Raw genomic sequence first — 21596 nt, 5'->3', positions numbered from 1 at the left:
ATTTATAACCGATGGATCCTTAATAAGGATCGTATGGTTCCTGGCGCCTGTGCAGTAACCGTTAGCGCACGCTGCCCTCGATTAATGAGACGGATGATACTGCCTTTCCTTAATTTCACGAAATTAAGGCCGATTAATTGGTCGATATCATTTTTATCTTCTGCATATCGATAGGCGATGGCACCCCGATTAATATTTAACTCAACAACAACCGGCGATGATGAAATGGATTGTACGATCCAGTCAATTTGATAGGTTCCAGGTCGCGTGGTGATTAGGGCATTAATCTCCCCGGCTCGATTTCGGTTTACACGAACCCCTTGTCGATTACCAACCGTTGTAAAGGTTAGTGTCTGGTTTGGTAAAAACCGCTTCGAATTACTCCGAAACACATCTGCAGAAACGGCAGGACTCATTACCTGAACACTCCTTGTTTACTTTCCTGACTTTCGATGACTTCGATCATCTCGTTTATAATATTCCCATGGATGTATATCGGATTGTATATCTGTCTAATTTAATTATTTTTTTCTTATAATATAGACATCCATATATAAAAAAGGGGGTTCCTGTAAGTTGCAGGAACCCCCTTTTTTATATATGGATCATTCTGCCGTTTCCTATAAAGAAGGTAAACATACACTGGAGGGATGAATTTCTATAGGGAAGTGGGTGTTTGATCCGTGGTGCAGATTCATGCCCCTTTTGAAAAACAGTGTAATGCATTCTCTAGGATCTTTGGAGGAACACGATTTGTAAACCCTAATCTTTCCTGTGAAAGTGTAGGAAATCGCCGGTTTCCCGTTCAGATCCAAGGGGTTCGAACAAATAGCTTAAATGCAAAATTTATGACGATTACCTTTCAAGATCGTCCCTCCGAAGTAAGAAACCATTTATGCCTCGGTGTACTCCATTTGTTACAGCGCGAATTGACTCCGGTTATCCGGGAGCTAAGTAAGTTCCCATCGATCATTATTGCATCGGCTTTTCCTTATTTTTTGAATGTCAAGCCACTGCTTGTTTCTCTTCATATTGAATCCTTTGATGATCCAGTCGTATTTGCGGCCAATGTAAAGACGGCGCTTAATGCGGCGAAGGTTGGGTTAGCCCCAACGTCCATTTCAGCTGGCAGTCCATCGTGTAAGTTGATTTCACGTGTGATTAGTCCCAAAGCCATGCCTTTTAAGGTCAATGGACTTTGTGAGCCCATTGTATTTCGGAATCGATTCCCCAGAATCCTTGGATTAACTAACTATGCACTGGTGGACTTTGAGTTTTCCATCACCCCGATTCGCAATAGCCAAAAAGCGTTATGTTTAGCACGGTTATGGGTCTACCAAGATGAATTAAATCGGGTGGTTGCCCGCATTAAACAACAAGGACTTCGATTAGGGAACGCCTCACAAAATTTCACCTTCAGCCATCCGCGCTCGTACTTTGTCACCTATCAATCGATTGCCAATCCCCTCGCATTTGCTCTTAAATCTTCAAAGGTGATTCAAGGATTGCAATAGTTTTGTATGGTATCCCTAGCGCTGTTTCGTATACAACGGCCGACCAAAATACAAGAAGAGGCTGATCAGTGTCGTAATGGCAACGAGATATTTACTCCAAAGCGGCCAGGGAGCAGGGGTGATAAAGGCTTCAATGAGTGCAGCCACCACAAATAAAGGGATGACTCCCATCACTAATTGAACCGTGATGCGCCCCTCATTTTTAAATGAAGTGGTTCGTGTGTAATCTCCTGGTATGAACCACGATTTGGCAAGAGAAAGCCCCGCAGCACCCGCGATAAAGATTGCTGTCAGTTCGATAATTCCATGTGGCCAGATATACGCCCAAAAGGTATACCCTTCACCGATGCGATGGTATAGAGCTGCTAAGGCACCTATTAATAGTCCATTGGTAAAAAGAACCCAAATAGTTCCCACACCCAACAATGCGCCCAACGCAAAACAAAGAAATGCCACTCGAATGTTATTGGTCATTAACTCGCCTGAAACAACGGCGGAATCCCATTGATTTTGTTGGATTTTACTTGGATCAATTTGATCAGCCATCCCTGGAGGCAAGACTGCATCCGCTTGGGTAGGATCCATCATCACCACAATAAATGCAATAATGGCCCCTATCAAGAAGGTTCCCATGGCTAATAAAAAATAGTTCGCTCGTTCATGAAATAACGATGGAAACCGATGAGTAAAAAAGCGAAGGAACTGTCTAGCATCCTTTTGTGCTACATGTCCGTAAATATGTTTATGCGTCTGTAGCGTGAGGGAATTTAGTTCTTGGACAACTGGATGATGAGGAAAGTAGGTACGTGCATAGGCCAAATGTGCCGCAATTTGTCGATATGAACGCCCTAACTGGTCCAAAGCAGAGGGCTCAACTTTTTTTCCTTCAACGGTCTGCATTAATTTCTTTGTTTCTTCCCAGTGTGGTCTGTTTTTTTGTATAAATCGTTGAATACGACGTGCTGTAGGTACGCTCATACTAGAGAACTTCACCTCCTCTCACATTGTACCATGATGATCGCTGAAAAGGAGCGAGTAGCCGATTGCCTTGTCTAAACCTATTAAAATGTACTACTATGAAGCTATACGATAACTAACGTTTACGAAGATGTGGACAAAACCTGTAAAAGAGAGGTGAGAAGGTTGCTACTCTATTGAACTTGTTAGTAGCAGCTTTGAATGAAAAATCGTGTAACCGTTACGACTCCTGAATATGTTTCTTTGGAACTACATACAGCAGGTATTGGATCTCGCGGTATCGCAATGTTAATTGATGGGATGATCATTGGATTGGGTCTCTTCGTTTATGCCATCATCATGATCTTGTTTTCAATGCTGGTCGAATCAATGGGATCCCCCTTATGGACCTCCATTGTAACAGGGGTAAGTATTGTCATCTTCATCTTTACCCCCATAGTGTACTTTACATTAACTGAAGCGTTTTTATCTGGCCGTACAATCGGGAAAAGGGTAATGGGGCTACGTGTGGTAACGGATCAGGGAATGGTTCCTAAGTTCTCGGCCATCTTCCTGCGCAATCTATTACGAATTGTAGATAGCATGCCTTTCTTTTATCTCATTGGTCTGATCACCGTCATCATCCAAAGACAAGAGAAGCGCTTAGGAGATCTAGTAGCAGGAACGTTAGTCATTCATCATGAAAAACCCGACCATGGACCGATTACGTTTCACCATCCAAAATTGGAAGAGTTTCAACCAAGCTCATCCTTCGCCTCGGTAACGGTTGCCCAATGGACATGGATTACCCGCTTTCTTGCAAGGCGAGAGGAACTGTCAAAGGAGCATCGTCAACGGTTAGCAGAAAAAATGGTCGAGCGCCTTTTCCCCAACCAACCCTTCGGAAAAGGAAAAGAAGAAGCGCTTTTAGAGACCGCCTATCTGTATTTAAGTGCTGAATTTGGCGAAACAACTCAACCATCTTGATCCTCAACAAAATCCCAGACATGGCGTACAACTTATAGCCATGTCTGGGATTTTAAATGCAAGAAGTTTTTAATCGTCTTCTCTGTGGAAATTTAAATCATTGACAAGGTGAAGGAGAGTTTTCATATGAAAGCAATCGAGGACCCCATCAAACAACGCTATACTGCTTTAGATGAACGTAGTGAGATGGAGCATTTCTTGGTACGACAGGGGTGGGCGGCTTTTTGCATGGATCACTTGGTATCATATGTATAGTAAAACGATTTGAAAGGGAGCGACCAAGTGAGATTTGTGCGAAGCAAATTCAGGAATGAAGAAGATCCAACTTGCTCAGTCTGCAAGGGACCCTCTTCTTTTTGTGCTAGGAATCAACTGTGACAGAAGAAAGCAAAACGCCCTATTTGATACAATAAGAATCAATTCTTTGTAGTTCATTTTTATTATTAAAGATATAGACATCACAGGCTGAAACAAAAGATAACTGTTCACCATTGCGAATAAATTCAGCTGTTCCATTTACTGCAACGCAATTATTTTCGGAAATTACATTTAATGTAGTGAAATTAGTGGTTATCGTTTTGAAGAAATTCGAAGTTTGCTTGCATCGTTCGATTACAGCTTCCCTACCTATTAAGGTTTTGTCACCAACGATAGTCCATTCAATTGTTTTTGCTAGAAATGGAAAAGTAGGTTCAAAATTACCGTTAGAAAATGACTCTGCTATTTGTTTTTGCTTGAGAACATGGCTTGTTGAAGTCATAGGACAATCCCTCCTCTTATAATTAAGTGAATTTTATTATATAATATCATGATCAATCAAGTATTATAATTGCCTTTGATGGGTTAGGCGTTCTTTTCGGTAGAGCACTCTAGCCTTGTGTAGACCCTTAAATCGATAATTACGATATGTCCTTCATTCATGTATTGACGAAGCTTCAATGCCCATCGCTTTTGCCCTGCAATGCTATGAGTGGAAGTGACACTGATTTTAAGGTTGGTGAGGGAGGATAGAGATAGAATCTCTGGCTACTTTAATCTATGGCATTTTGTTCATATTAGTAGGGTTACTATCCTTGAAGTACCGTACTTATGTGCCTTGGTTAGTCAGATTTGTAATGCTGGCTATAGGGACAGGATTTATTTTAAGATGGATTATCATTGTCACTGGGATAATTCATCATCAATAGGAACCAGGAAAATGGATCAAGAACAAAACGTTCCTACACAGGGACGTTTTGTTCATCTATGGTTTGATCAATTGGGACCTTTTGTCTGCTGGAATGACAACGTCGTTTAGCAAGGGTTTTCCGAATTGCTCCAATATATGACACAGCATCAGCTGCGACCCATTGTTGATTCCGTCTATCCACTCGATGATGTTTCTTCCTTTTCAGCGAATGGCGAAAGGAGAGCCATATGGAAATATTGCTGTTCGGATAGAAGCGTCGAATGACCTTTTAAAGATTAAAGAAACACGATCCCATACTAATTCGGGATCGTGTTTCTTTATGGGCATAAAGGTGCTTGCCTAACATCATACTACTTTACGAGGTTTTGCAAACGATCATCTAACAAGGGGGATTTGCGTTGAAAGACTACAATGAAGAAGCCTCTTCCGAACCGGGAATTTCCGTGACAGGCGCAGGGAGTAGTCGCGATCAACGATTTTCCGATAGAGAGAAGGAAGATACGTTAACGAACCGACAAGGGCATCCCGTTAGCGATAATCAGAACATCCGAACGGTTGGCAATCGCGGGCCATCAACTCTTGAAAATTACAATTTCTTAGAGAAGATTACTCATTTTGATCGAGAGCGCGTTCCGGAAAGGGTTGTACATGGACGAGGAGCCGGTGCCCATGGTTGGTTTGAAACCTATGGAACCGTTGGAGATGAGCCGGTCTCGAAGTATACACGGGCAAAGTTGTTTCAAAAAGCTGGGACAAAGACACCTGTTTTTGTTCGTTTCTCAACGGTCATCCACGGTACTCATTCCCCTGAAACCCTCCGGGATCCACGGGGTTTTGCTATCAAATTTTATACAGAAGAAGGCAATTGGGACTTAGTGGGGAACAACCTTAAAATCTTTTTCATTCGGGATGCCGTCAAATTTCCGGATCTCGTTCACGCGTTTAAGCCGGATCCCGTAACGAACCGTCAGGATACGGCTCGCATCTTTGATTTTATCAGTCAGACCCCAGAAGCCATGCACATGATTACCTTTTTGTTTTCTCCTTGGGGGATTCCAGCCAACTATCGGCAAATGCAAGGTTCAGGTGTCAATACGTATAAGTGGGTAAACGCCGAAGGAAAGGGCGTATTAGTCAAGTATCATTGGGAACCCAAGCAAGGGATTTTAAATCTTACCCAACCCGAGTCCGAACAGATCCAAGGGAAAAACTTTAATCATGCCACACAAGACTTATATGAAGCCATTGAACGGGGCGCTTACCCGGAATGGGAGCTCTTTGTGCAAATCATGGAGGATGGCGATCATCCAGAACTCGATTTTGACCCTTTGGATGATACGAAGCTGTGGCCAAAAGAACAATTTCCTTTCTTGCCTGTTGGTCGCATGGTCCTTGATCGAAACCCCATCAACTATTTTGCGGAAGTGGAACAAGCCGCTTTTGGTACAGGGGTACTCGTGGATGGTCTTGATTTCTCCGATGATAAGATGCTGCAAGGAAGAAGCTTCTCTTACTCCGATACACAACGGTATCGCGTAGGAAGCAACTATCAACAACTACCAATCAACGCACCTAAAAAGCATGTGGCAACGAATCTACGGGATGGTCAAATGGCTTATTTCGTTGATATGGCCCCGAGCGGGAACCCTCATATCAATTATGAGCCTTCTCTAATGGGTGGTTTGAAGGAGGCCGTACAAGGAGGTCCTCCTCATGAACCCTTCGTTGAGGGACATGTAAAACGAGAAAAAATTGACCGTACAAATGATTTTGGGCAAGCCGGGCGCACTTATAGAGAGATGGAGGAATGGGAACGAGAAGATTTAATCAATAACCTGATCATCGGTCTCGTTCCTTGTGATCCCCAGGTCCAAAAGAAGATGATTGAGATGTTTTATCAATGCGATGAGGAGTATGGGCGACGTGTTTCTGAGGGACTCAATCAATGGAATCAGGGAGCACTTCCTGAAGGGGGCGGCGCTCCCATGGGGGCATCCCAGACGGAAGAAGCTGTGCAATGGGCAATGGAGAAGGGACACCCTTCTAAATTTTATTGATCCTTAATGAAAACAAAGAACCACACAATATTGTGTGGTTCTTTGTTTTCATACTTTTTTACAATATTTTCAGATGAAAATATTTATTTCCGAGCCTATTTGCGTGCATATTACGTAGAATGCCAATAGATATCATAAGCATATAAACATGATTCCTTTCATAGATAAATAAAGATCCATTTCCCTATCGATTAGGTCGTTGAAGGGGGTTTTTTATTATGCGAACATTTGATTACATCATTATCGGCGCAGGTACGGCTGGGAGTATTCTCGCAAAAGAGTTAACAGATGATCGAAGGACTTCGGTGCTAGTGCTTGAAGCAGGTACAAATCTGACGAGAGAAACAAAGTCCCCTTCAATTGAGAAAGCGGTAGCCATTTGGAGCAATAATAAATTTTCCTACGACATTGTTTCAAAAATAGAACCAGTAGTGAGTCGACAACTCGCATATTATAGTGGCCGTGTAATTGGAGGAAGCTCAGAACATAATGCGATGTATGCGGTAAGAGGGAGTCGAGCCCTTTATAATGAGTGGGGAAAGTTAGTGGGCCCTCAATGGTCTTATCCTCAAGTAAAATCGTTGTTTAAAAAGAATGAAACCTACATTGGAGAAACGCAGTCGCCTTCGGAACGAGGAAGAAAGGGGCCCGTATTTGTTCGACAGCAACGAAATCCTAGCCGACTGGCCAAAACCTTTGTGACGGCAACCTCACAAATCACAGGAGCCCCTATTGTCGAAGACTATAACACGGGTATTGGAGAGTGTGTTTTTATAAAGTCCCAATTTACTCAAAAGCCTGTGGGTAAAACCTTTGTCCGTTCGTCATCGGCGACAGGTTATCTTAACCGTAAGATTGTTACACAAGGCAATCAGTTTAAACCCAACGAAGTCGGAATCAATCGTAAACTATTGATTTTATGCAAGGCAACCGCCAACAAGGTTCTGATGCGGAATGCCGGGGGGAAGTTAACAGCCTATGGTGTTCAATTTGTTCAAGATGGGGTATCAAAAACAGCTTATTGCAACAAAGAAGTCATCGTATGCGCTGGGATTTGGTCCTCGATTATTCTGCAACGGTCTGGAATTGGAGATAAAAAGCCATTGCTTGAAGCAGGGATAAAGCCGATTGTCCATAATCCCAATGTTGGTTATAATATGCAATCCCATTATTGGATTAGCATGGGCATTGAAGTGAAGACGGATCAACTTTTAGAGGTGATCGATGCAGAACCCGATCAACCACTTGTATTTGGCGCTTTTTTAAACATGGGTGCACGTACCAGAAAGCTTCAATTACAAGGTTCGGCAAATCCGGCATTACTTCCGAATCAGGATGTATTGGCTAATAATTGGGAGTTTAATAGAAATTCACCCACCAACATTATGAGCCTAGGGCTCTTCAACAATGCTCCCCCTAAATCGGGGTTCACGCTCGTTGCGCATAGTGACCCCGAAGCGTACCCGATCGTTCAGTTCAATGCATTAACCAACCGAAATGAAATGGAATTTGTGATTGATTCATATCTCGAAGTTTATAAAATCATACAGCAAGCCAAGCGCTTGGATCCGAACGGGGTTTACAATATCGTTTATCCACCAGAAGATATCTTTACGATTCCTGACATTACAGAAAAGAGAAATACCCTCTTTCAATATGCGAAGGCATCGTTAAATAATATATATCATTACGCTGGTCAATGTCGGATGAGTCGAACAATCCATGATGGTGTAACCGATGGCTTTCTCAACGTATTTCATGTGAATCGACTCCGAGTAGCTGATCTTTCTATTTCCCCTGAAATACCGGATGGAAATACGTGTCTCCCATCCATGATGATTGGGTTAAATGCAACAAGGATCATTAAACGATATTCTCACCACACCGCTGAAAGTAAAGGAAAGTAAAACGATAGGACCCCTATTTAGGGGTTCTCCTAGTGTTGAAATGCATAAAAAGGCCATAACCATTAAGGTTTGGTCTTTTTATTTGGATCAAGGCGATCTTACGGGACAACTACCAGGGGCCGCATCATCTCGTGATCTTCATGCTCAAGTATATGACAATGCCATACATAGTCTCCTGTAAAGGGAGAAAAGCACGCGACAAATCGTGTGACTTCGTTTGGATGAGAACGAACCGTATCCTTCCAACCTCGCTCATTAGGATCTGGCATGCGAGGGGGACCATTATAAAATAACCGACGCGTTTTCATAAAGGATTCTACATCGAAGGGACGACGATCCAGTAGACGAAACTGAATAAGATGAAGATGAATGGGGTGAGATTTCGCACTTAAATTAAGCACTTCCCAAATTTCTGTGGCACCAAGCTTTGGGGTTTCTGTCGCTGGAGCTGACCAAGTGCGTCCATTTAATAACATCTTCATGCGACCAAAACGATCCTTAGATTCATCCAGTGTTAGTCTACGTCGATATGTCGCCGCTTTAGGGTTGGGTAGCTTAAGTGACCCAAAAAAAGTGGGGAGGGGAGGAGAATCGCTATGATTTAAGGGCAGATGAACGCGAAATTGCAACACCATCCCTACTGTAAACGGATTAGCTGGTTCACCTGCCGGAAAAGGCGCGGGGGCATCGTTCGTTACGGTGATGATTTCCCCTTTACATGCTGAAAAATCGACAATGACATCCGCGCGCTCTGCTGGTGCGAGAAGAAGGGATGAAACTGAGACGGGTGCTTCCAATAAGCCGCCATCACTTCCAATTTGAATCCAATGTAATCCGGCGCTTAATTTTAGATTATAGAATCGCGCGTTGGAACCATTGAGTATACGGAAACGATATTTACGAGGTTCAACGTCACAATGAGGCCAAACCTTTCCATTCACTACATTTGTTTCCCCTATGAATTCATTAACAATCGATGGGCAGGGCACCTTCACATTGGCGCGTGGAGGCTTACAAGGATAAAATAACGATCCATCGGGTTTAAAGCTTCGGTCTTGGATTAAAAGAGGGATTTCGTAGGGACCTTTAGGAAGTAAGAATTTTTCTTCCTCTGCCCCACGAATGAGATAAAAGCCAGATAAACCTGCATAGTTATTTAAACGAGTAATCCCTAAAGCGTGGTCATGATACCAAAGGGTAGTCGGACGTTGAATGTTTGGATAACGATACACTTTCCTTTGAAATCGTGGGCCTGTCATGGCAAAATCACGTGTAAACCAGGCATCTGGATGACCATCACTGTCTGGAGGGGTGCGTCCGCCATGCAAGTGAACAACCGTTCGCACCTGGGGAACGTTTTTTTCTGCCCCATGAATCGTTGTATCAACAGGTAAGAAGTGATGAGAAGGCAATTCGTTTTGCCAACAGACATCGATCGTTTGATTTTCCCACACTTCGAAAGTAGGGCCTGGGTAGAACCCTTCATATCCCCATACCAGGGTTTTATGTAGATCGCGATGAAGGTGCTGATATACCGGTTTCATTCGTACGATATAAAAAGGAATGCCGCTCCGAATAGAGCGGGGTTGTATGGTAGGGGGGATCGGAAGGGGATCCACAAACTTTTCAAGTCGCATGTGACTCCCACCTATATTATTTATTTGGGCGATTGGGTCTCGTTGGTTTTGGAGGGGTTCCTCCGCAACCACAGCCACCTTGCTTTCGCCTGGGTCGAGGTTGGGGTTGAATAATGGTTTGTTTGACTTGTTTATTGGGGATTTGGGTCAATGGTTTGCCTAGTTTTTCCGTTTTGTTTCCTCCAAGAATCTCGCGTTTCCTACCTTTAAACATGATGAAAGTCACCTCCATCGTCTCACATCAACCATGACGTAGTCATAGGATACGTTGATTCAACATGGAGCGTTCCAGTCACTTGAACCATTGCGAAGGGAAGAGAAAAGTGGAAAATTTATCGTGGATGCACTTTTCTATATTGATACTGGCCTCATTCCGTTTGACACACCTCATTGTTTATGATGAAATCACCTCCTTTTTACGAAATCCTTTTTTAACGGTGACAATGGAACCCGATGGAAATGGGGGGTGGGTGCGAAAAGTTGATATAAAAGGAACCGGCTTTCGAGGATGGATGGGGAAATTACTCAGTTGTCATTGGTGTGTTGGAATTTGGTCTACATTGATTTTGGTAATCATGTTCTATCAACTCCCTTATTCTTTTCCCTTTATACTCGTGCTTGCAATTGCAGGCGCAGCAGCCGTCGTGCAAACTTATGCTGAATAAGTGAACCAGCCACTTCATGACATAAAAAATGCGGATAGCTGAGTATTGTTTATTAAACATGCAATCAAACTTTATATATTAATGTATTCAATATAACAAACCGATTGGGCCGATATAGGTGAATCGGTTTGTTAAGGTTCTCCGTTATTTATAGACACCATCATCGACTTCATGTACGATAGGGGGGTATCGTATATTGCTAAAGCTGTTCATTTGATGATCTAAAGAAAGAGGTGTTCCATTTGCAACGTTGGTTGATTCAAATAATCATGTTGTCACTCTTATTATTTGTAACTGCATGCGGAAAGCCTTCTGGCACCGATAGTCATGACAACCATTCAAAAACCCATAACGACCATGAAGCGATGAAAAATCATGATAAGCCGATGATTCATACTCAATGGAGTATTAAGAAACCAAAGGCCAATCAATCCTCATCATTAACGATTCGCGTGACTGATCATCAGGGAAAACCCATTCCTGATTTTAAAACGAACCATACGAAAAAAATGCACCTCATCGTCGTGAAAAGCGATTTATCCTCGTTCCAACACCTTCATCCTCAATACCAAGGGGAGGGTACTTTTGATATCTCCGTTCCATTTTCTGAAGGAGGCAAATACAAGTTCATTGCTGATTTCGTACCAAAGGATGGGGAACAATCCATCCAAACTCATTGGGTCAATGTTCAAGGGAAGAGTAAGCCAACGCAACCATTAAAAAAAGAGAAGCGATGGGTCAAGAAGGTAGATAACAACGAAGTATCTTTAACTTTAGAAAAACCTATTCGCGCAAATCAAGAGCAGATGCTAACGTTTCATTTCAAAGATACGCAAACAAAAAAAGAGATTACAAATTTACAACCCTATCTCGGTGCGATCGGTCATGTTGTTATTATCAGTGAGGGTGCCAAAGACTACCTTCATGTACACCCCATGGATGAAAAGGGGACTGGCCCTAATGCAATGTTTCATACTACCTTTCCAAAGAAGGGAGCCTACAAAGTATGGGGAGAGTTTAAACGAAATGGGAAAGAGTTTACGGTACCCTTTGTTCTAAATGTTTTATAATAACACTTTCATTTCTAAGTCATAGGCAAATGATGACTTGGCAACCGAGATTAAAAGACCCCATTTCGTAACATCCTATGCAAATTCAAAAATGTATACACAGAGATACCCTCTACAAGAGAAGACTTCCCTACTTTAATGCGATGATGATAAGCGCGTGACTCCAATAAAGAAGCGCTGACCTTTAAGTGTCAGCGCTTCTTTATTGGGTTTGTCAGAAATGTATGTTCTTCGTAAGAAGTGAGAAAATCACGTTAAAGTTGAGATCGCTTTACGGGAAGCGATGGCAAAAGTAATGGGGTTCTCAATAGACAAATATTGCAAATATAGAAAATTAGGTGTTGTAAAGTAAGGTGTAAACAATGGCGTGATGATCACGTTACTCTTCTGTTTGCGTAGGGCATTAATATAGGGGCCGACTTCATGACGGAATAGTCCCACGGTAGCAGAGCATAGGGAGCGTCCTTGAGCGTCAAGTTTATCAAAGGAAAAATTTAATAATCGCGTCTCTGGATTGGTTACAAGTTGCCCCATGCTATACACATGGGTGTTTCTTAATCGTACGACTTCGCACGAGGTTCCAATGATATCAACAATTTGATTGCCCCCAATAATGGCACTAAATTGTTTGCATAATTGACGGTAAGCAGGATTAATGGGAGGTTCGGGAACATCTGGAGCAACTAAAGGGATTTTTGATAATACCCGATTTACCTTTTGAACAAATTGAATAGGGTGTTCCAATGATTGAAGAAAGACATTGATTATATTGGGTTTTGCAAAGAAAGTAAAGGGAGTAATGGCGGTTACTTTTATCCCTTGTCGTGTAAGTCCATTGACAGCGAATGTAACTTCATTGGGCAGGAGAGCTAAAAAACCCATATTTAATGTACGATTAGGAATAGTTGTTTTTTGTATATAAAAAATATTATTAAGGGGTTCACTTGTCCTGCGACCCAGTACTGTCATCGGAAACGTCCGAATATTCGTGATTGTACATGTTCCAGGGGTTGCAAGAGTTGAAACTCTCGCATTTAGAATCGAAGCTAATTCCTGACAAGATGCGTTTTCGCCCATGAATTTCCTTCCTTCACATTGAATTTAATTATTTGGATAATGTATTACATTAATGAAATTCTGTTTGTACGAACGTTTACTTGGGATTAACTGATTTTTCGTATTCCTAAATTTTTATTAATTTTAAAAAATTATTTCTTTTTCACTGGTTTGGTGATAAGATGTAGAGGTAAAATTTGAAAAGAATCCTCTTTCTTTATAATTTTACAATCGACATTTCAAAAGGAGAGATTTCGCATGAATGGTCCTACCTATAACGGAACAAAGGTCATTAAATTCCCAATCGGAATTACAATTACCCCATTTTCGGAAACCTTTAAATCCTTCTATCAACAAAAAAACATGGTGGTCAACTATAGCGATCTAGATAATTTACTGAAAACGATAACGACGGAAGCGATAGCGAACTGGAACAAGGAACTTGGTATGAAGGTATTTGAATTAAGGCAACCGACACAACCGAAAAATAATGAATCGACAGTAAATGGGTTTGCACTGGGTGACAATAACATCATCGTTTACCCTGAAATAAATGCGGAAGAACCGCTCACGTTAGGAGGGACAACGACTTGGTTTAAAAATGAACGTGATGAACTTATTCAGATTGATAAACAAAAGCTGATGTTAAACAAGTCACTTACTACCCCAAGTCCGTATCCATTTCCGGTAAACAGTGGAATGATCCGTATTAACTTTTATGCATTAAATAAAGTTTTCTCAGCCATGGTAATTGAAAATCAAAAGATCTGGGTACAGAATCAATACAATGGAATGTACGAAGTAGATACGGATAACATCTTAAAAATGATTGGCAACAATGATGTCACTCTCAATCAATCCAATTATCTCTTTGCAATTACTCATGAATTAGGTCACGCTTTGGGCTTAGATCATACCGATGATACGCAATCGATCATGTACAAAGGGTTAAATCATCTCGTCGCAAAAGTATTTTCCGAGAAAAAATTTGAAATCAGCAAATTAGACATTGCTGCAATCAAAGAAAATTATCAAATGAAATCACAAGTCCACTAAGGTGAGCTTCTTGATATAGAGTAGAAAAAGGAAGAGGGTGAGTAGCCTCTTCCTTTTTATGTGTAAAGCTATTGGGTTAGCCAATGATCGATGAGGAGGGCGTTATCGAATTGATTTGAATCGATGCCTCCTATATAATAAAATTGATTGATGAATCACTAACTAAAGGGGAGGATTATCCGATGGGGAAATCCGATACGACTTCGGTTAATCGTAGAGAAGAGATCATCTCTGCAGCCATTCAGGTATTCGCAGAGATTGGATACTATAGGGCAACGACGGCACAAGTGGCTCAACAGGCCAATATCTCGCAGCCGTATATCTTTCGTTTCTTTTCAAAAAAGGAAGCCTTATTACTTGCGGCATTGGAGGTATCTTGGGCGCGAGTAATTGATTCCTTCCACAAAGTCATAGAATTCGCATCGTCAGAACAACTGGAGACTGATCTTATTCGAGCATATGATGAAATATTGAACGCCAACCAGAATGAAATACTGCTTCAAATGCAAGCACAGACCATTCAAGAAGACTCCATTCGGGAAGCAATGCGCAAGGGGTTTGGGGAAGTTCGTAGTATCGTTTTGAAGGCATTTCTTGATGCGGGAATTCCAAACGCCGAGGAGCGGACGATGCTGTTTCTCGCACGAGGAATGCTCTGCAATATCTCGACAGTGCTCGGCATGCCCGAGTTGATGGGAAAATAAAGGGGGTTTCAAATTAATTTGTGATTGACTAATCAATAACAGCATGATACATTGTTCGTAATTAAGTGATTGATCAATTACTTAATTACGAACATCATGTAAGTGATTGATCAATCACATCTTAACATGGGGTGAGACCATGAAAAAAGCAATTGTTGTAGGAGCAAGTGGCGGTACTGGCTCGGCGATTACGGAAGAGTTAGCGAAGAGGGGAATTCACACTGTCGCTTTCGGAAGATCTTTTCAGAAGCTACAGCACCTGAGGGAGGGGATCAGTCATCCGGAAAATGTAACGATTGCAACAGGCGATGCTTTCTCTCCGGTTGACATTGTTAACGCAGCGGATGGTGCGGATGTCCTATTTCATTGTGCAAACGTACCCTACCACGAGATGGAGAACAAGCTGATTCCTTTAGGAGAATCCGTTATGGAGGCAGCCAATCAGCTAGGTTTGAGGGTCGTTGCGGTTGACGGTATTTACCCCTATGGAAGGAGACAGACGGATCGGGTTACAGAGGAGCATCCGAAGCAGCCACATACCCGAAAAGGGAAGACAAGGCTTGCTTTCGAAAAGATGCTGTTCGAAAACAGATGGAACAAAGCCCAGATCATGATCGTCCGCTTGCCTGATTATTATGGCCCTACGGCAAATGAGGCTTCTTATCTGGGCTCAACCATTAAAGATATTGCAGCAGGCAAGATGACATTTTTTATCGGCAATATGCACGTCCCACGAGAATTTGTTTACTTGCCGGACGCAGCATTCATGATCGCAGAACTTGCCGCTAAGAACGAAGCATATGGCGAGAATTGGAACATTCCTGGTGCGGGTCTAATCTCAGGCAAGGAGATTGTAAGAATAGCCCGGCAGGCGAGTGGAAAATCCAAACCCGTCGTTACCCTCCGTCGAGGGGGACTTCTTTTACTTGGACTTGTTGTGCCAGCAATGAAGGAGATTGTAGAAATGCTATATTTAACAGAAGAGCCGCTTGTCTTGTGCGGAAACAAATACGAACGGATGATTGGCCCTGTGCGTGCGACACCCTTTCAAAAGGGGATTCGGAGTACGGTACACACATTGCAACAAAGCAATAACTAATTACAGTTATAATTGATTGATCAATAATGTTTATTGATGTGTCCTAAGGCGCCTTCCTCATTTTCTAAATTCATTCAAAATAAAGAGGAAGCCCTCATGAGCTTCCTCTTCACATAAGACAACTAGCACTGATTTAGTTCCTACAACTTTTGCTCTGCTTGATGGGTACCAACCCAATTTTCACTCACTTTTCGCATCATCCATTCGATCGGTCCACGAGAAAAGAAGGACCTCCATGCATACGAGCCGATCATGGCTACGATAAAAAATCCAAAGGACGCTCCCATAGCAACACTTAAAGTGAAGGAGTGGTTTAAATAACCAAAAAGAAAAAGAAGAAGTAGCACGAAAAAGTGGCCGACATAATGTGTTAAAGCGAGTTGCCCCGTATATTCAAATAGCTTGGTTACCCAGCGCTCTCGAATTTTTTCTGAAAGTCGAATGCAAAGAAGAATGACGATCAACGCGGTACACGCACTCGAAACCATGTAGAGCAGGGTAGGGGGCATCGGTTTCGTTTGGAATAAGTATCGAGCAATTTCCGTCCCTAAAATTGGTTTTGTAAAAACAATTAAGGAATAGGAAAGCCATTCAACGACCAATACGACAACTAGAGCCGTGCCCATCAATTTTCTCCGTAAAGATCGATCTTTCCAATTTAAACGACCCAACCACATACCGAACAAGAAAAAACAGATCCACGGAAAGAGGGGGTGGTAGCCATTTAAGAATAGATTTCGTACGAATCCATCGGGAGACCAAAAAGATTCATAACTTTGAAAGTTGGCATCCCAGCCTTGAGTGTAGTCGAAAATCAGTTGAAATAATTGACTAGTTAACAATACGCCGATAATCGTAAACAGTAAACTGCGATTAGTGACAACAATAAAAAAGGAAGCAACCAACATATAAAAGGCATAGTAATGAAGAATGTCAGCGTCCCAACCGATAAAGTAAAGGACCATTCCAAGCCCCAGTAAGAAAAGAGAGCGCTTCCAAATAATACGACGTGTTTCCATGATCAGAGAGGGATCCTTGGTCACTCTCGCTTTCTTTGTCATGAGTGCAGTACCAATACCAGCCAGTATGACAAAGATTGCAGATGCTCTACCCTCCAATAGGTCGGAACTGATCACAAGCCAATTGGGTCCATTTCCTACCGCATCAAGTGCCAATTTATAATTGACCATCACCATACCTAGTATAGCAAGAGCACGTGCTATATCAAAACCGACAATGCGATTACTCGGATTTCCCATCATGCCCACCTCTGTTTTAATTTTTCAAGGCGCTATGAACAGCAAATGTCCAAATTTCGCTTGGATCCACGTTGTATTCTTTGTCCGTATACTTATCGAGTCCATCGACAATTAGCGTAAGGAATTGTGCTCGTAAGTGAACATCCTTCCGGTCAATTAGGTCAGCCGCCACGGCCAATTCTAACAGTCGTGTAAATCCCTCTAAATAAATATGGAGGACATGTTTCAATTCAATCGCAAATTTGGTTTCTTTTGCACTCAAGGCATAATATTCACTCATCACTTTCTCATAGTGGGGGTCTGCTGCCTGTTGCTTGATCATTGCATGACCATCCACAATTAATTTCTGTCGGATATTGTGTGGAGTGTACTCTTCTTGGTTAAAGAAATTTTGAAACTGAATTTCTTTCATTAGAAAATCAAAGAGTGTGTTAATCAAAGCACCTTTTGAAGGGAAATAGTAATAAATAGCGGGTTTTGATATGCCCAATTCTTTTGCGATACGGGACATGCTAGTCTTTTCAATCCCTACCTCAGCAAATAGCCGGTAGGTAACTACTAATATTTCTTCATATTTTGTGGACATATATGCCGCCTTTCTCTTAACTTACCGACCGGTAAGTAAATTGTAATCAATACCAATTTTTTTGTCAATCCATCGCTTTTGATTTACCACATCAGTATGAGGACATCGCTCAATTTTTTAATACAAAACATACAAAGCTGTTGACTATTTCAATATGCGTCAACAGCTTTGTATGTTTTCAATAATGAGTCATTCTTTTGTATGATCCTACAGATAATTAGGCCTTATGAATTCCTACAAGCTAACGTTTAATAATCCACAGTTGATCCTTCTTTATAGTACCCAAGGTAAAAGGGAGGAGAGGGAAAAGTGTAGATTAATCGAGTAATTCTATATTTTTCTTTACATGGCTAGGGGAAACCCCTTTTATAAAATAGGTAGCTGACGTGCCAATAAGACCGGGGTTTGTGAGGGTAATCACCCTGACGAATGTTAGGTTCTTATTAAATCTTTTTCGAATAATCGGGGCTAACGTTATCCCAACAACTCTAGCTAAATTTTCAGAGCTAGGTATGAACCTAACGAAACGAGGAGGGAATAAGCTTTCCGGTACTTTCTGACCCCGTTCGATCAGCAATCGTTTGTTCCAAGCAACACCGAAAGTTCGATCAAATAATGCTTGGATAGTGGGGTAGGGGATAACAAAGCCGGTTTCTTCGTTAATATTTCCTAATATACCAAGATTGAAACGTAGTACCCCCGGCCCGATTACACCTGAACCTGCATTGCTAAAATATAGTTGCACTTGAATGTCATTACTTATACTGACCAAGAAGTTAGAAGTACTCAACGTTTGACCCCCTTTGTGGTTGTTTGATAAATATATGTCTAATACATCTGTAATGAGTAGGCTATTGTAAGTTCATCTGCAAAACTAGGCTTTTGCGTTAGTAAAGGGCATAAGGGGGCATGAATATCGTTGGACTATCCTTTATCTGTACAAACTAAAACAACCTTTAAGTGGCCCTTCATTCCAGAAAGCGGTTTCGTCTTTTAGGGGATTGGCATACACTGCACTACATTTAGCAAAGGAGGGGATCGACTTGCCGAGGAGGGTTGAGGTTAAAAATCCATTAATTACGACACTGAATTATGTGACCAATTTTGGTTATGCGCCACTTTCTCCATTAGAAATTGTCTTAGGTATTGAAGATATCGCAAATAATGATAGTCAATTTGTTGTGGATATAATTGAAATACAGCAAATATTCAACAAAACACTTGGGCAACAATGGAGCTTTCACACGTTAGCGCAAAGGGGGGTGAAAGTTCCCAAACCACCGCTACCCGTTGTGAGAGTGAACTACTCTCCCAGTTTGGAAAATATCGCCCGAGGGGTTTATCGCAGATTTGCTCCGTTTATTTTAAAAACTTACCGCGCCAATCTTATTTATGTCGTGACTGTAAGTACCTACGGAAATGGGATATTTACACCCTTTGCTAGACTTCAAACTTTTTTACAACAAAGAACCTCATTTTAATCAACCGTCTATCAAGAATAAATCGCGGGAGTTCCAGATCATCGTTTGATAGACTGCTGCATCGTATGAAAGATTGGTGAAGGAGGAGATAAACTTGGCAAGAAGGGTTGAAGTTAAAAATCCATTAATTACGACACTGAATTATGTAACTAACTTTGGTTATGCGCCACTTTCTCCATTAGAAATTATCATGGGTATTGAAGAGGATGTATCAAATGACAGAGAATTTGTTGCAGATATTATTAAAGTGCAACAAATGTTTAACCAGACGATAGGGCAGCGGTGGAGTTTTCATACCTTAGCGCAAAGAGGTGTAAACGTACCCAAACCACCACTTCCGGTTGTGCGGGTAAACTATTCTCCCAGTTTGGAAAACATCGCCAGGGGAGTATATCGACAATTCTTTCCTTACATCCGCAAAACCTTTCAGTCTAATCTTCTCTATGTGGTAACTAAAAGCACCTACGGAAACGGGATATTTACACCTACTTCCGTATTGCGTTCAAACTAACTTGAAGGCAACAAAACCATCCAACACGCTCAACCTTTGAAAGAGTCAGCTGGATGGTTTTTTATCATGAAACTAGAAATCAATTTTCGGTAGTAAATTACGAGATCAAAAGTGCGTTTCCGATAGGCCTGAATAATTATGTTGGATACACATGAAAATAGTTAATAATAGGATCGTAATCAAAAATATAACACCGATTTAAATGAGATATAAACCCTAGTTAATTTAACGATAGACCAATATTACCTGTGTGAGATACATCTTATTAAAATATCTCAAAAGCCTAGTTAACTTCTTTAAGTGAGATATTATTCGGTTTTTCCCCATGCAAATCCGTCATGACCCCACCTTTTCTATATAACGTTACAAAATCATTCTTTTGTAACGTTATAAGGGTGATTTTTGGTCATTTTAGAAGGTTTATTACCCTGTTGAGCCCTACCGAAAAGAAAAAAGCCCTACTACGGCCTTATTTAATTGTTAATCTGATGCGCGCTTGATCGTTATCGTGTCTTCGCATACAGGTAGTTATAACGCGCGGCGTGTTTTTGTTCGTCAGTCATGATTTCAAAAACCATATTCTTATATATTTCAGTTGGAACGGCAAACCAAATTCTCCGATACAATTCCACCGCTCCAGACTCACCAAAGATGGCTCTTCGTAAACCGTCCGGATAATTACGGGGTGGAGTGAAGGAGGAATGTTCTTCGGTTGTTGGATAATGACCGGTAAGATGGTAATAAATCGTTTTAAACATGTTATGGTGCTTTAATTCATCATTTCGGACCGACTGGATAACGCGTCGATCTTCCTCATCAGGAGCGTGACTAATGAGGTACTGATAAAACATCGCATCGTTCTTCTCATCACCCATGGCTTCCTTAATTAGCATGACAGCTATTTGAGGATTTGTCTGATAATTGGCGAAACCCTGGGATTGATTCACATACATGTACATTCTCTTGCCCCCCTATTTACTTCACGAAGGAAGAATCCATCAATGAGACGGATCAAGGTGATTGATGAAAGGGTCGACTTCTAACAAGTGTTAGTTCCCCTCCATCTGCCTCATTATATGTAGCCGCACATATATCCGTGTGCCAATGCCCCATCTTTTTAAATCAAAAAACCTCTCCCCTTTTTGTTTCTTTCTCCTAGATTAAAAGTTGCTCCTGGCAAAGATCCTACTGAATTACATCACAAACACACCTACAACCAGTCTGACCACAGCCATTTAGCCAGTGTAGGTCTTCAACCCGCTCCCATTCCGGTAGATGTCAGCAAGTGTGACACTCATCAAAAATACCTTCCAAATCGATAAGTATTTATTGTAAAACAATAAATAATGTGTTAGAGTCAATGTGACAAATACATGTGAGGTGGGTGCTTTGAAACGAGAGACATTCTTTTTAAAGGTAGCTGTGTTTCTTATCGGTCTACCGGTGCTTGCGATATGCATCGCTGTGTTCCCAGAGTTAATTCAAGCAGTTAACAGTAATACAGAGTGGCCATTCCCGGAACGTTTCTTTATCGTTTTTTTGTATGTTACATCGTTTCCTTTTTATTTTTTCCTGTATCAATCCTTTAAACTTTTACGTTATATTGACGAAAATAAAGCGTTTTCAGAGTTGACTGTAAAAGGTTTGAAGACGATGAAAGTTTGTGCATTTACAATCAGTATTTTATATGTATCAGGAATACCGATCTTCCATATGATGGCGGTGGATCCACCAGTCCCCCTAATCGCAACGTTGATTGCTTTTGTTTCCTTTATGATAGCCGTCTTTGTTGCTATCCTTCAAAAGCTATTAAAAAATGCCATCGACATAAAATCAGAAAATGATTTAACAATCTGAGGTG

Annotated in this window: 23 protein-coding genes; 13 read left to right on the top strand and 10 right to left on the bottom strand. The window is 41.5% G+C overall.

Annotation, left to right across the window (positions count from 1 at the left end; genetic code table 11):
* Positions 1-2: 2 nt before the first annotated feature.
* Positions 3-416, bottom strand: coding sequence for a hypothetical protein (locus CHX35_RS07285; protein WP_091836109.1), 414 nt, complete (start codon positions 414-416; stop codon positions 3-5).
* 267 nt (positions 417-683) lie between these two features.
* Between CHX35_RS07285 and CHX35_RS07280 the strand changes: the two genes are divergently transcribed.
* Positions 684-1514 (top strand): DUF1259 domain-containing protein, encoded by an 831-nt coding sequence (locus tag CHX35_RS07280; protein ID WP_091836108.1) that lies wholly within the window; start codon positions 684-686, stop codon positions 1512-1514.
* Between the two features lie 15 nt (positions 1515-1529).
* Here the strand turns inward: CHX35_RS07280 and CHX35_RS07275 are convergent, their stop codons facing one another.
* Complete coding sequence (locus CHX35_RS07275; protein ID WP_091836106.1) at positions 1530-2492, bottom strand: stage II sporulation protein M; 963 nt, start codon at positions 2490-2492, stop codon at positions 1530-1532.
* Positions 2493-2693: 201 nt separating this feature from the next.
* Between CHX35_RS07275 and CHX35_RS07270 the strand changes: the two genes are divergently transcribed.
* Both CHX35_RS07270 and CHX35_RS18000 read left to right on the top strand, forming a co-directional pair.
* Positions 2694-3458 carry an RDD family protein gene (locus tag CHX35_RS07270; RefSeq protein ID WP_091836105.1) on the top strand — a complete coding sequence of 255 codons (765 nt, stop codon included), beginning with the start codon at positions 2694-2696 and terminating at the stop codon, positions 3456-3458.
* A 126-nt stretch (positions 3459-3584) separates the two neighbouring features.
* Complete coding sequence (locus tag CHX35_RS18000; protein ID WP_281252064.1) at positions 3585-3713, top strand: hypothetical protein; 129 nt, start codon at positions 3585-3587, stop codon at positions 3711-3713.
* 142 nt (positions 3714-3855) lie between these two features.
* Here the strand turns inward: CHX35_RS18000 and CHX35_RS07265 are convergent, their stop codons facing one another.
* Complete coding sequence (locus tag CHX35_RS07265) at positions 3856-4218, bottom strand: hypothetical protein (protein ID WP_091836104.1); 363 nt, start codon at positions 4216-4218, stop codon at positions 3856-3858.
* Positions 4219-5084: 866 nt separating this feature from the next.
* Between CHX35_RS07265 and CHX35_RS07260 the strand changes: the two genes are divergently transcribed.
* Together CHX35_RS07260 and CHX35_RS07255 are read left to right on the top strand one after the other, a co-directional pair.
* A complete protein-coding gene (locus tag CHX35_RS07260; protein WP_091836190.1) occupies positions 5085-6704 on the top strand; it encodes a catalase in 1620 nt (539 codons plus the stop codon).
* Positions 6705-6922: 218 nt separating this feature from the next.
* Positions 6923-8611 (top strand): GMC family oxidoreductase, encoded by a 1689-nt coding sequence (locus CHX35_RS07255; protein WP_091836103.1) that lies wholly within the window; start codon positions 6923-6925, stop codon positions 8609-8611.
* 98 nt (positions 8612-8709) lie between these two features.
* Here CHX35_RS07255 and CHX35_RS07250 read toward each other — a convergent pair whose 3' ends face one another.
* Together CHX35_RS07250 and CHX35_RS07245 are read right to left on the bottom strand one after the other, a co-directional pair.
* Positions 8710-10248 carry a multicopper oxidase family protein gene (locus CHX35_RS07250; RefSeq protein WP_091836102.1) on the bottom strand — a complete coding sequence of 513 codons (1539 nt, stop codon included), beginning with the start codon at positions 10246-10248 and terminating at the stop codon, positions 8710-8712.
* A gap of 16 nt (positions 10249-10264) precedes the next feature.
* Positions 10265-10462, bottom strand: coding sequence for a hypothetical protein (locus CHX35_RS07245; protein ID WP_091836100.1), 198 nt, complete (start codon positions 10460-10462; stop codon positions 10265-10267).
* Positions 10463-10526: 64 nt separating this feature from the next.
* Here CHX35_RS07245 and CHX35_RS07240 point away from each other — a divergent pair, with 64 nt between their 5' ends.
* Together CHX35_RS07240 and CHX35_RS07235 are read left to right on the top strand one after the other, a co-directional pair.
* Positions 10527-10913, top strand: coding sequence for a DUF1360 domain-containing protein (locus CHX35_RS07240; RefSeq protein ID WP_342743106.1), 387 nt, complete (start codon positions 10527-10529; stop codon positions 10911-10913).
* Between the two features lie 242 nt (positions 10914-11155).
* Positions 11156-11983 carry a hypothetical protein gene (locus CHX35_RS07235; RefSeq protein ID WP_091836098.1) on the top strand — a complete coding sequence of 276 codons (828 nt, stop codon included), beginning with the start codon at positions 11156-11158 and terminating at the stop codon, positions 11981-11983.
* 249 nt (positions 11984-12232) lie between these two features.
* Here the strand turns inward: CHX35_RS07235 and CHX35_RS07230 are convergent, their stop codons facing one another.
* The gene (locus tag CHX35_RS07230; RefSeq protein ID WP_091836096.1) at positions 12233-13060 is read right to left on the bottom strand and encodes a DUF1259 domain-containing protein; all 828 of its coding nucleotides are present in this window, start codon (positions 13058-13060) and stop codon (positions 12233-12235) included.
* 237 nt (positions 13061-13297) lie between these two features.
* Between CHX35_RS07230 and CHX35_RS07225 the strand changes: the two genes are divergently transcribed.
* The 3 genes from CHX35_RS07225 (at position 13298) to CHX35_RS07215 (ending at position 15898) form a co-directional block, all read left to right on the top strand.
* Positions 13298-14095 (top strand): matrixin family metalloprotease, encoded by a 798-nt coding sequence (locus CHX35_RS07225; protein WP_091836094.1) that lies wholly within the window; start codon positions 13298-13300, stop codon positions 14093-14095.
* 182 nt (positions 14096-14277) lie between these two features.
* Positions 14278-14799 carry a TetR/AcrR family transcriptional regulator gene (locus CHX35_RS07220; protein ID WP_091836093.1) on the top strand — a complete coding sequence of 174 codons (522 nt, stop codon included), beginning with the start codon at positions 14278-14280 and terminating at the stop codon, positions 14797-14799.
* Positions 14800-14938: 139 nt separating this feature from the next.
* On the top strand, positions 14939-15898 hold the full coding sequence (locus CHX35_RS07215; protein ID WP_091836091.1) for an SDR family NAD(P)-dependent oxidoreductase: 960 nt from the start codon (positions 14939-14941) through the stop codon (positions 15896-15898).
* Positions 15899-16038: 140 nt separating this feature from the next.
* Here CHX35_RS07215 and CHX35_RS07210 read toward each other — a convergent pair whose 3' ends face one another.
* The 3 genes from CHX35_RS07210 to CHX35_RS07200 all read right to left on the bottom strand — a co-directional run bounded on the left by CHX35_RS07210 (position 16039) and on the right by CHX35_RS07200 (position 18533).
* Complete coding sequence (locus tag CHX35_RS07210; RefSeq protein ID WP_091836089.1) at positions 16039-17157, bottom strand: DUF418 domain-containing protein; 1119 nt, start codon at positions 17155-17157, stop codon at positions 16039-16041.
* Positions 17158-17173: 16 nt separating this feature from the next.
* Positions 17174-17743 carry a TetR/AcrR family transcriptional regulator gene (locus CHX35_RS07205; RefSeq protein ID WP_091836088.1) on the bottom strand — a complete coding sequence of 190 codons (570 nt, stop codon included), beginning with the start codon at positions 17741-17743 and terminating at the stop codon, positions 17174-17176.
* Between the two features lie 316 nt (positions 17744-18059).
* A complete protein-coding gene (locus CHX35_RS07200; RefSeq protein WP_091836086.1) occupies positions 18060-18533 on the bottom strand; it encodes a hypothetical protein in 474 nt (157 codons plus the stop codon).
* Positions 18534-18744: 211 nt separating this feature from the next.
* Between CHX35_RS07200 and CHX35_RS07195 the strand changes: the two genes are divergently transcribed.
* Positions 18745-19224: a hypothetical protein gene (locus CHX35_RS07195; protein ID WP_140413568.1), complete on the top strand. Its 480-nt coding sequence runs from the start codon at positions 18745-18747 to the stop codon at positions 19222-19224.
* Positions 19225-19318: 94 nt separating this feature from the next.
* Entirely contained in the window at positions 19319-19735 is a 417-nt protein-coding gene (locus CHX35_RS07190; protein ID WP_091836081.1) for a hypothetical protein, read from the top strand.
* 503 nt (positions 19736-20238) lie between these two features.
* Here CHX35_RS07190 and CHX35_RS07185 read toward each other — a convergent pair.
* Positions 20239-20694, bottom strand: a complete 456-nt coding sequence (locus CHX35_RS07185; protein ID WP_091836079.1) for a ferritin-like domain-containing protein — start codon at positions 20692-20694, stop codon at positions 20239-20241.
* A gap of 430 nt (positions 20695-21124) precedes the next feature.
* Between CHX35_RS07185 and CHX35_RS07180 the strand changes: the two genes are divergently transcribed.
* Positions 21125-21592, top strand: coding sequence for a DUF2975 domain-containing protein (locus CHX35_RS07180; RefSeq protein ID WP_091836077.1), 468 nt, complete (start codon positions 21125-21127; stop codon positions 21590-21592).
* Positions 21593-21596: the final 4 nt, after the last annotated feature.

The sequence above is a fragment of the Marininema halotolerans genome, assembly GCF_900116235.1.
Lineage (GTDB): Bacteria > Bacillota > Bacilli > Thermoactinomycetales > DSM-45169 > Marininema > Marininema halotolerans.
This window is presented reverse-complemented; position numbering and strand designations above follow the sequence as displayed.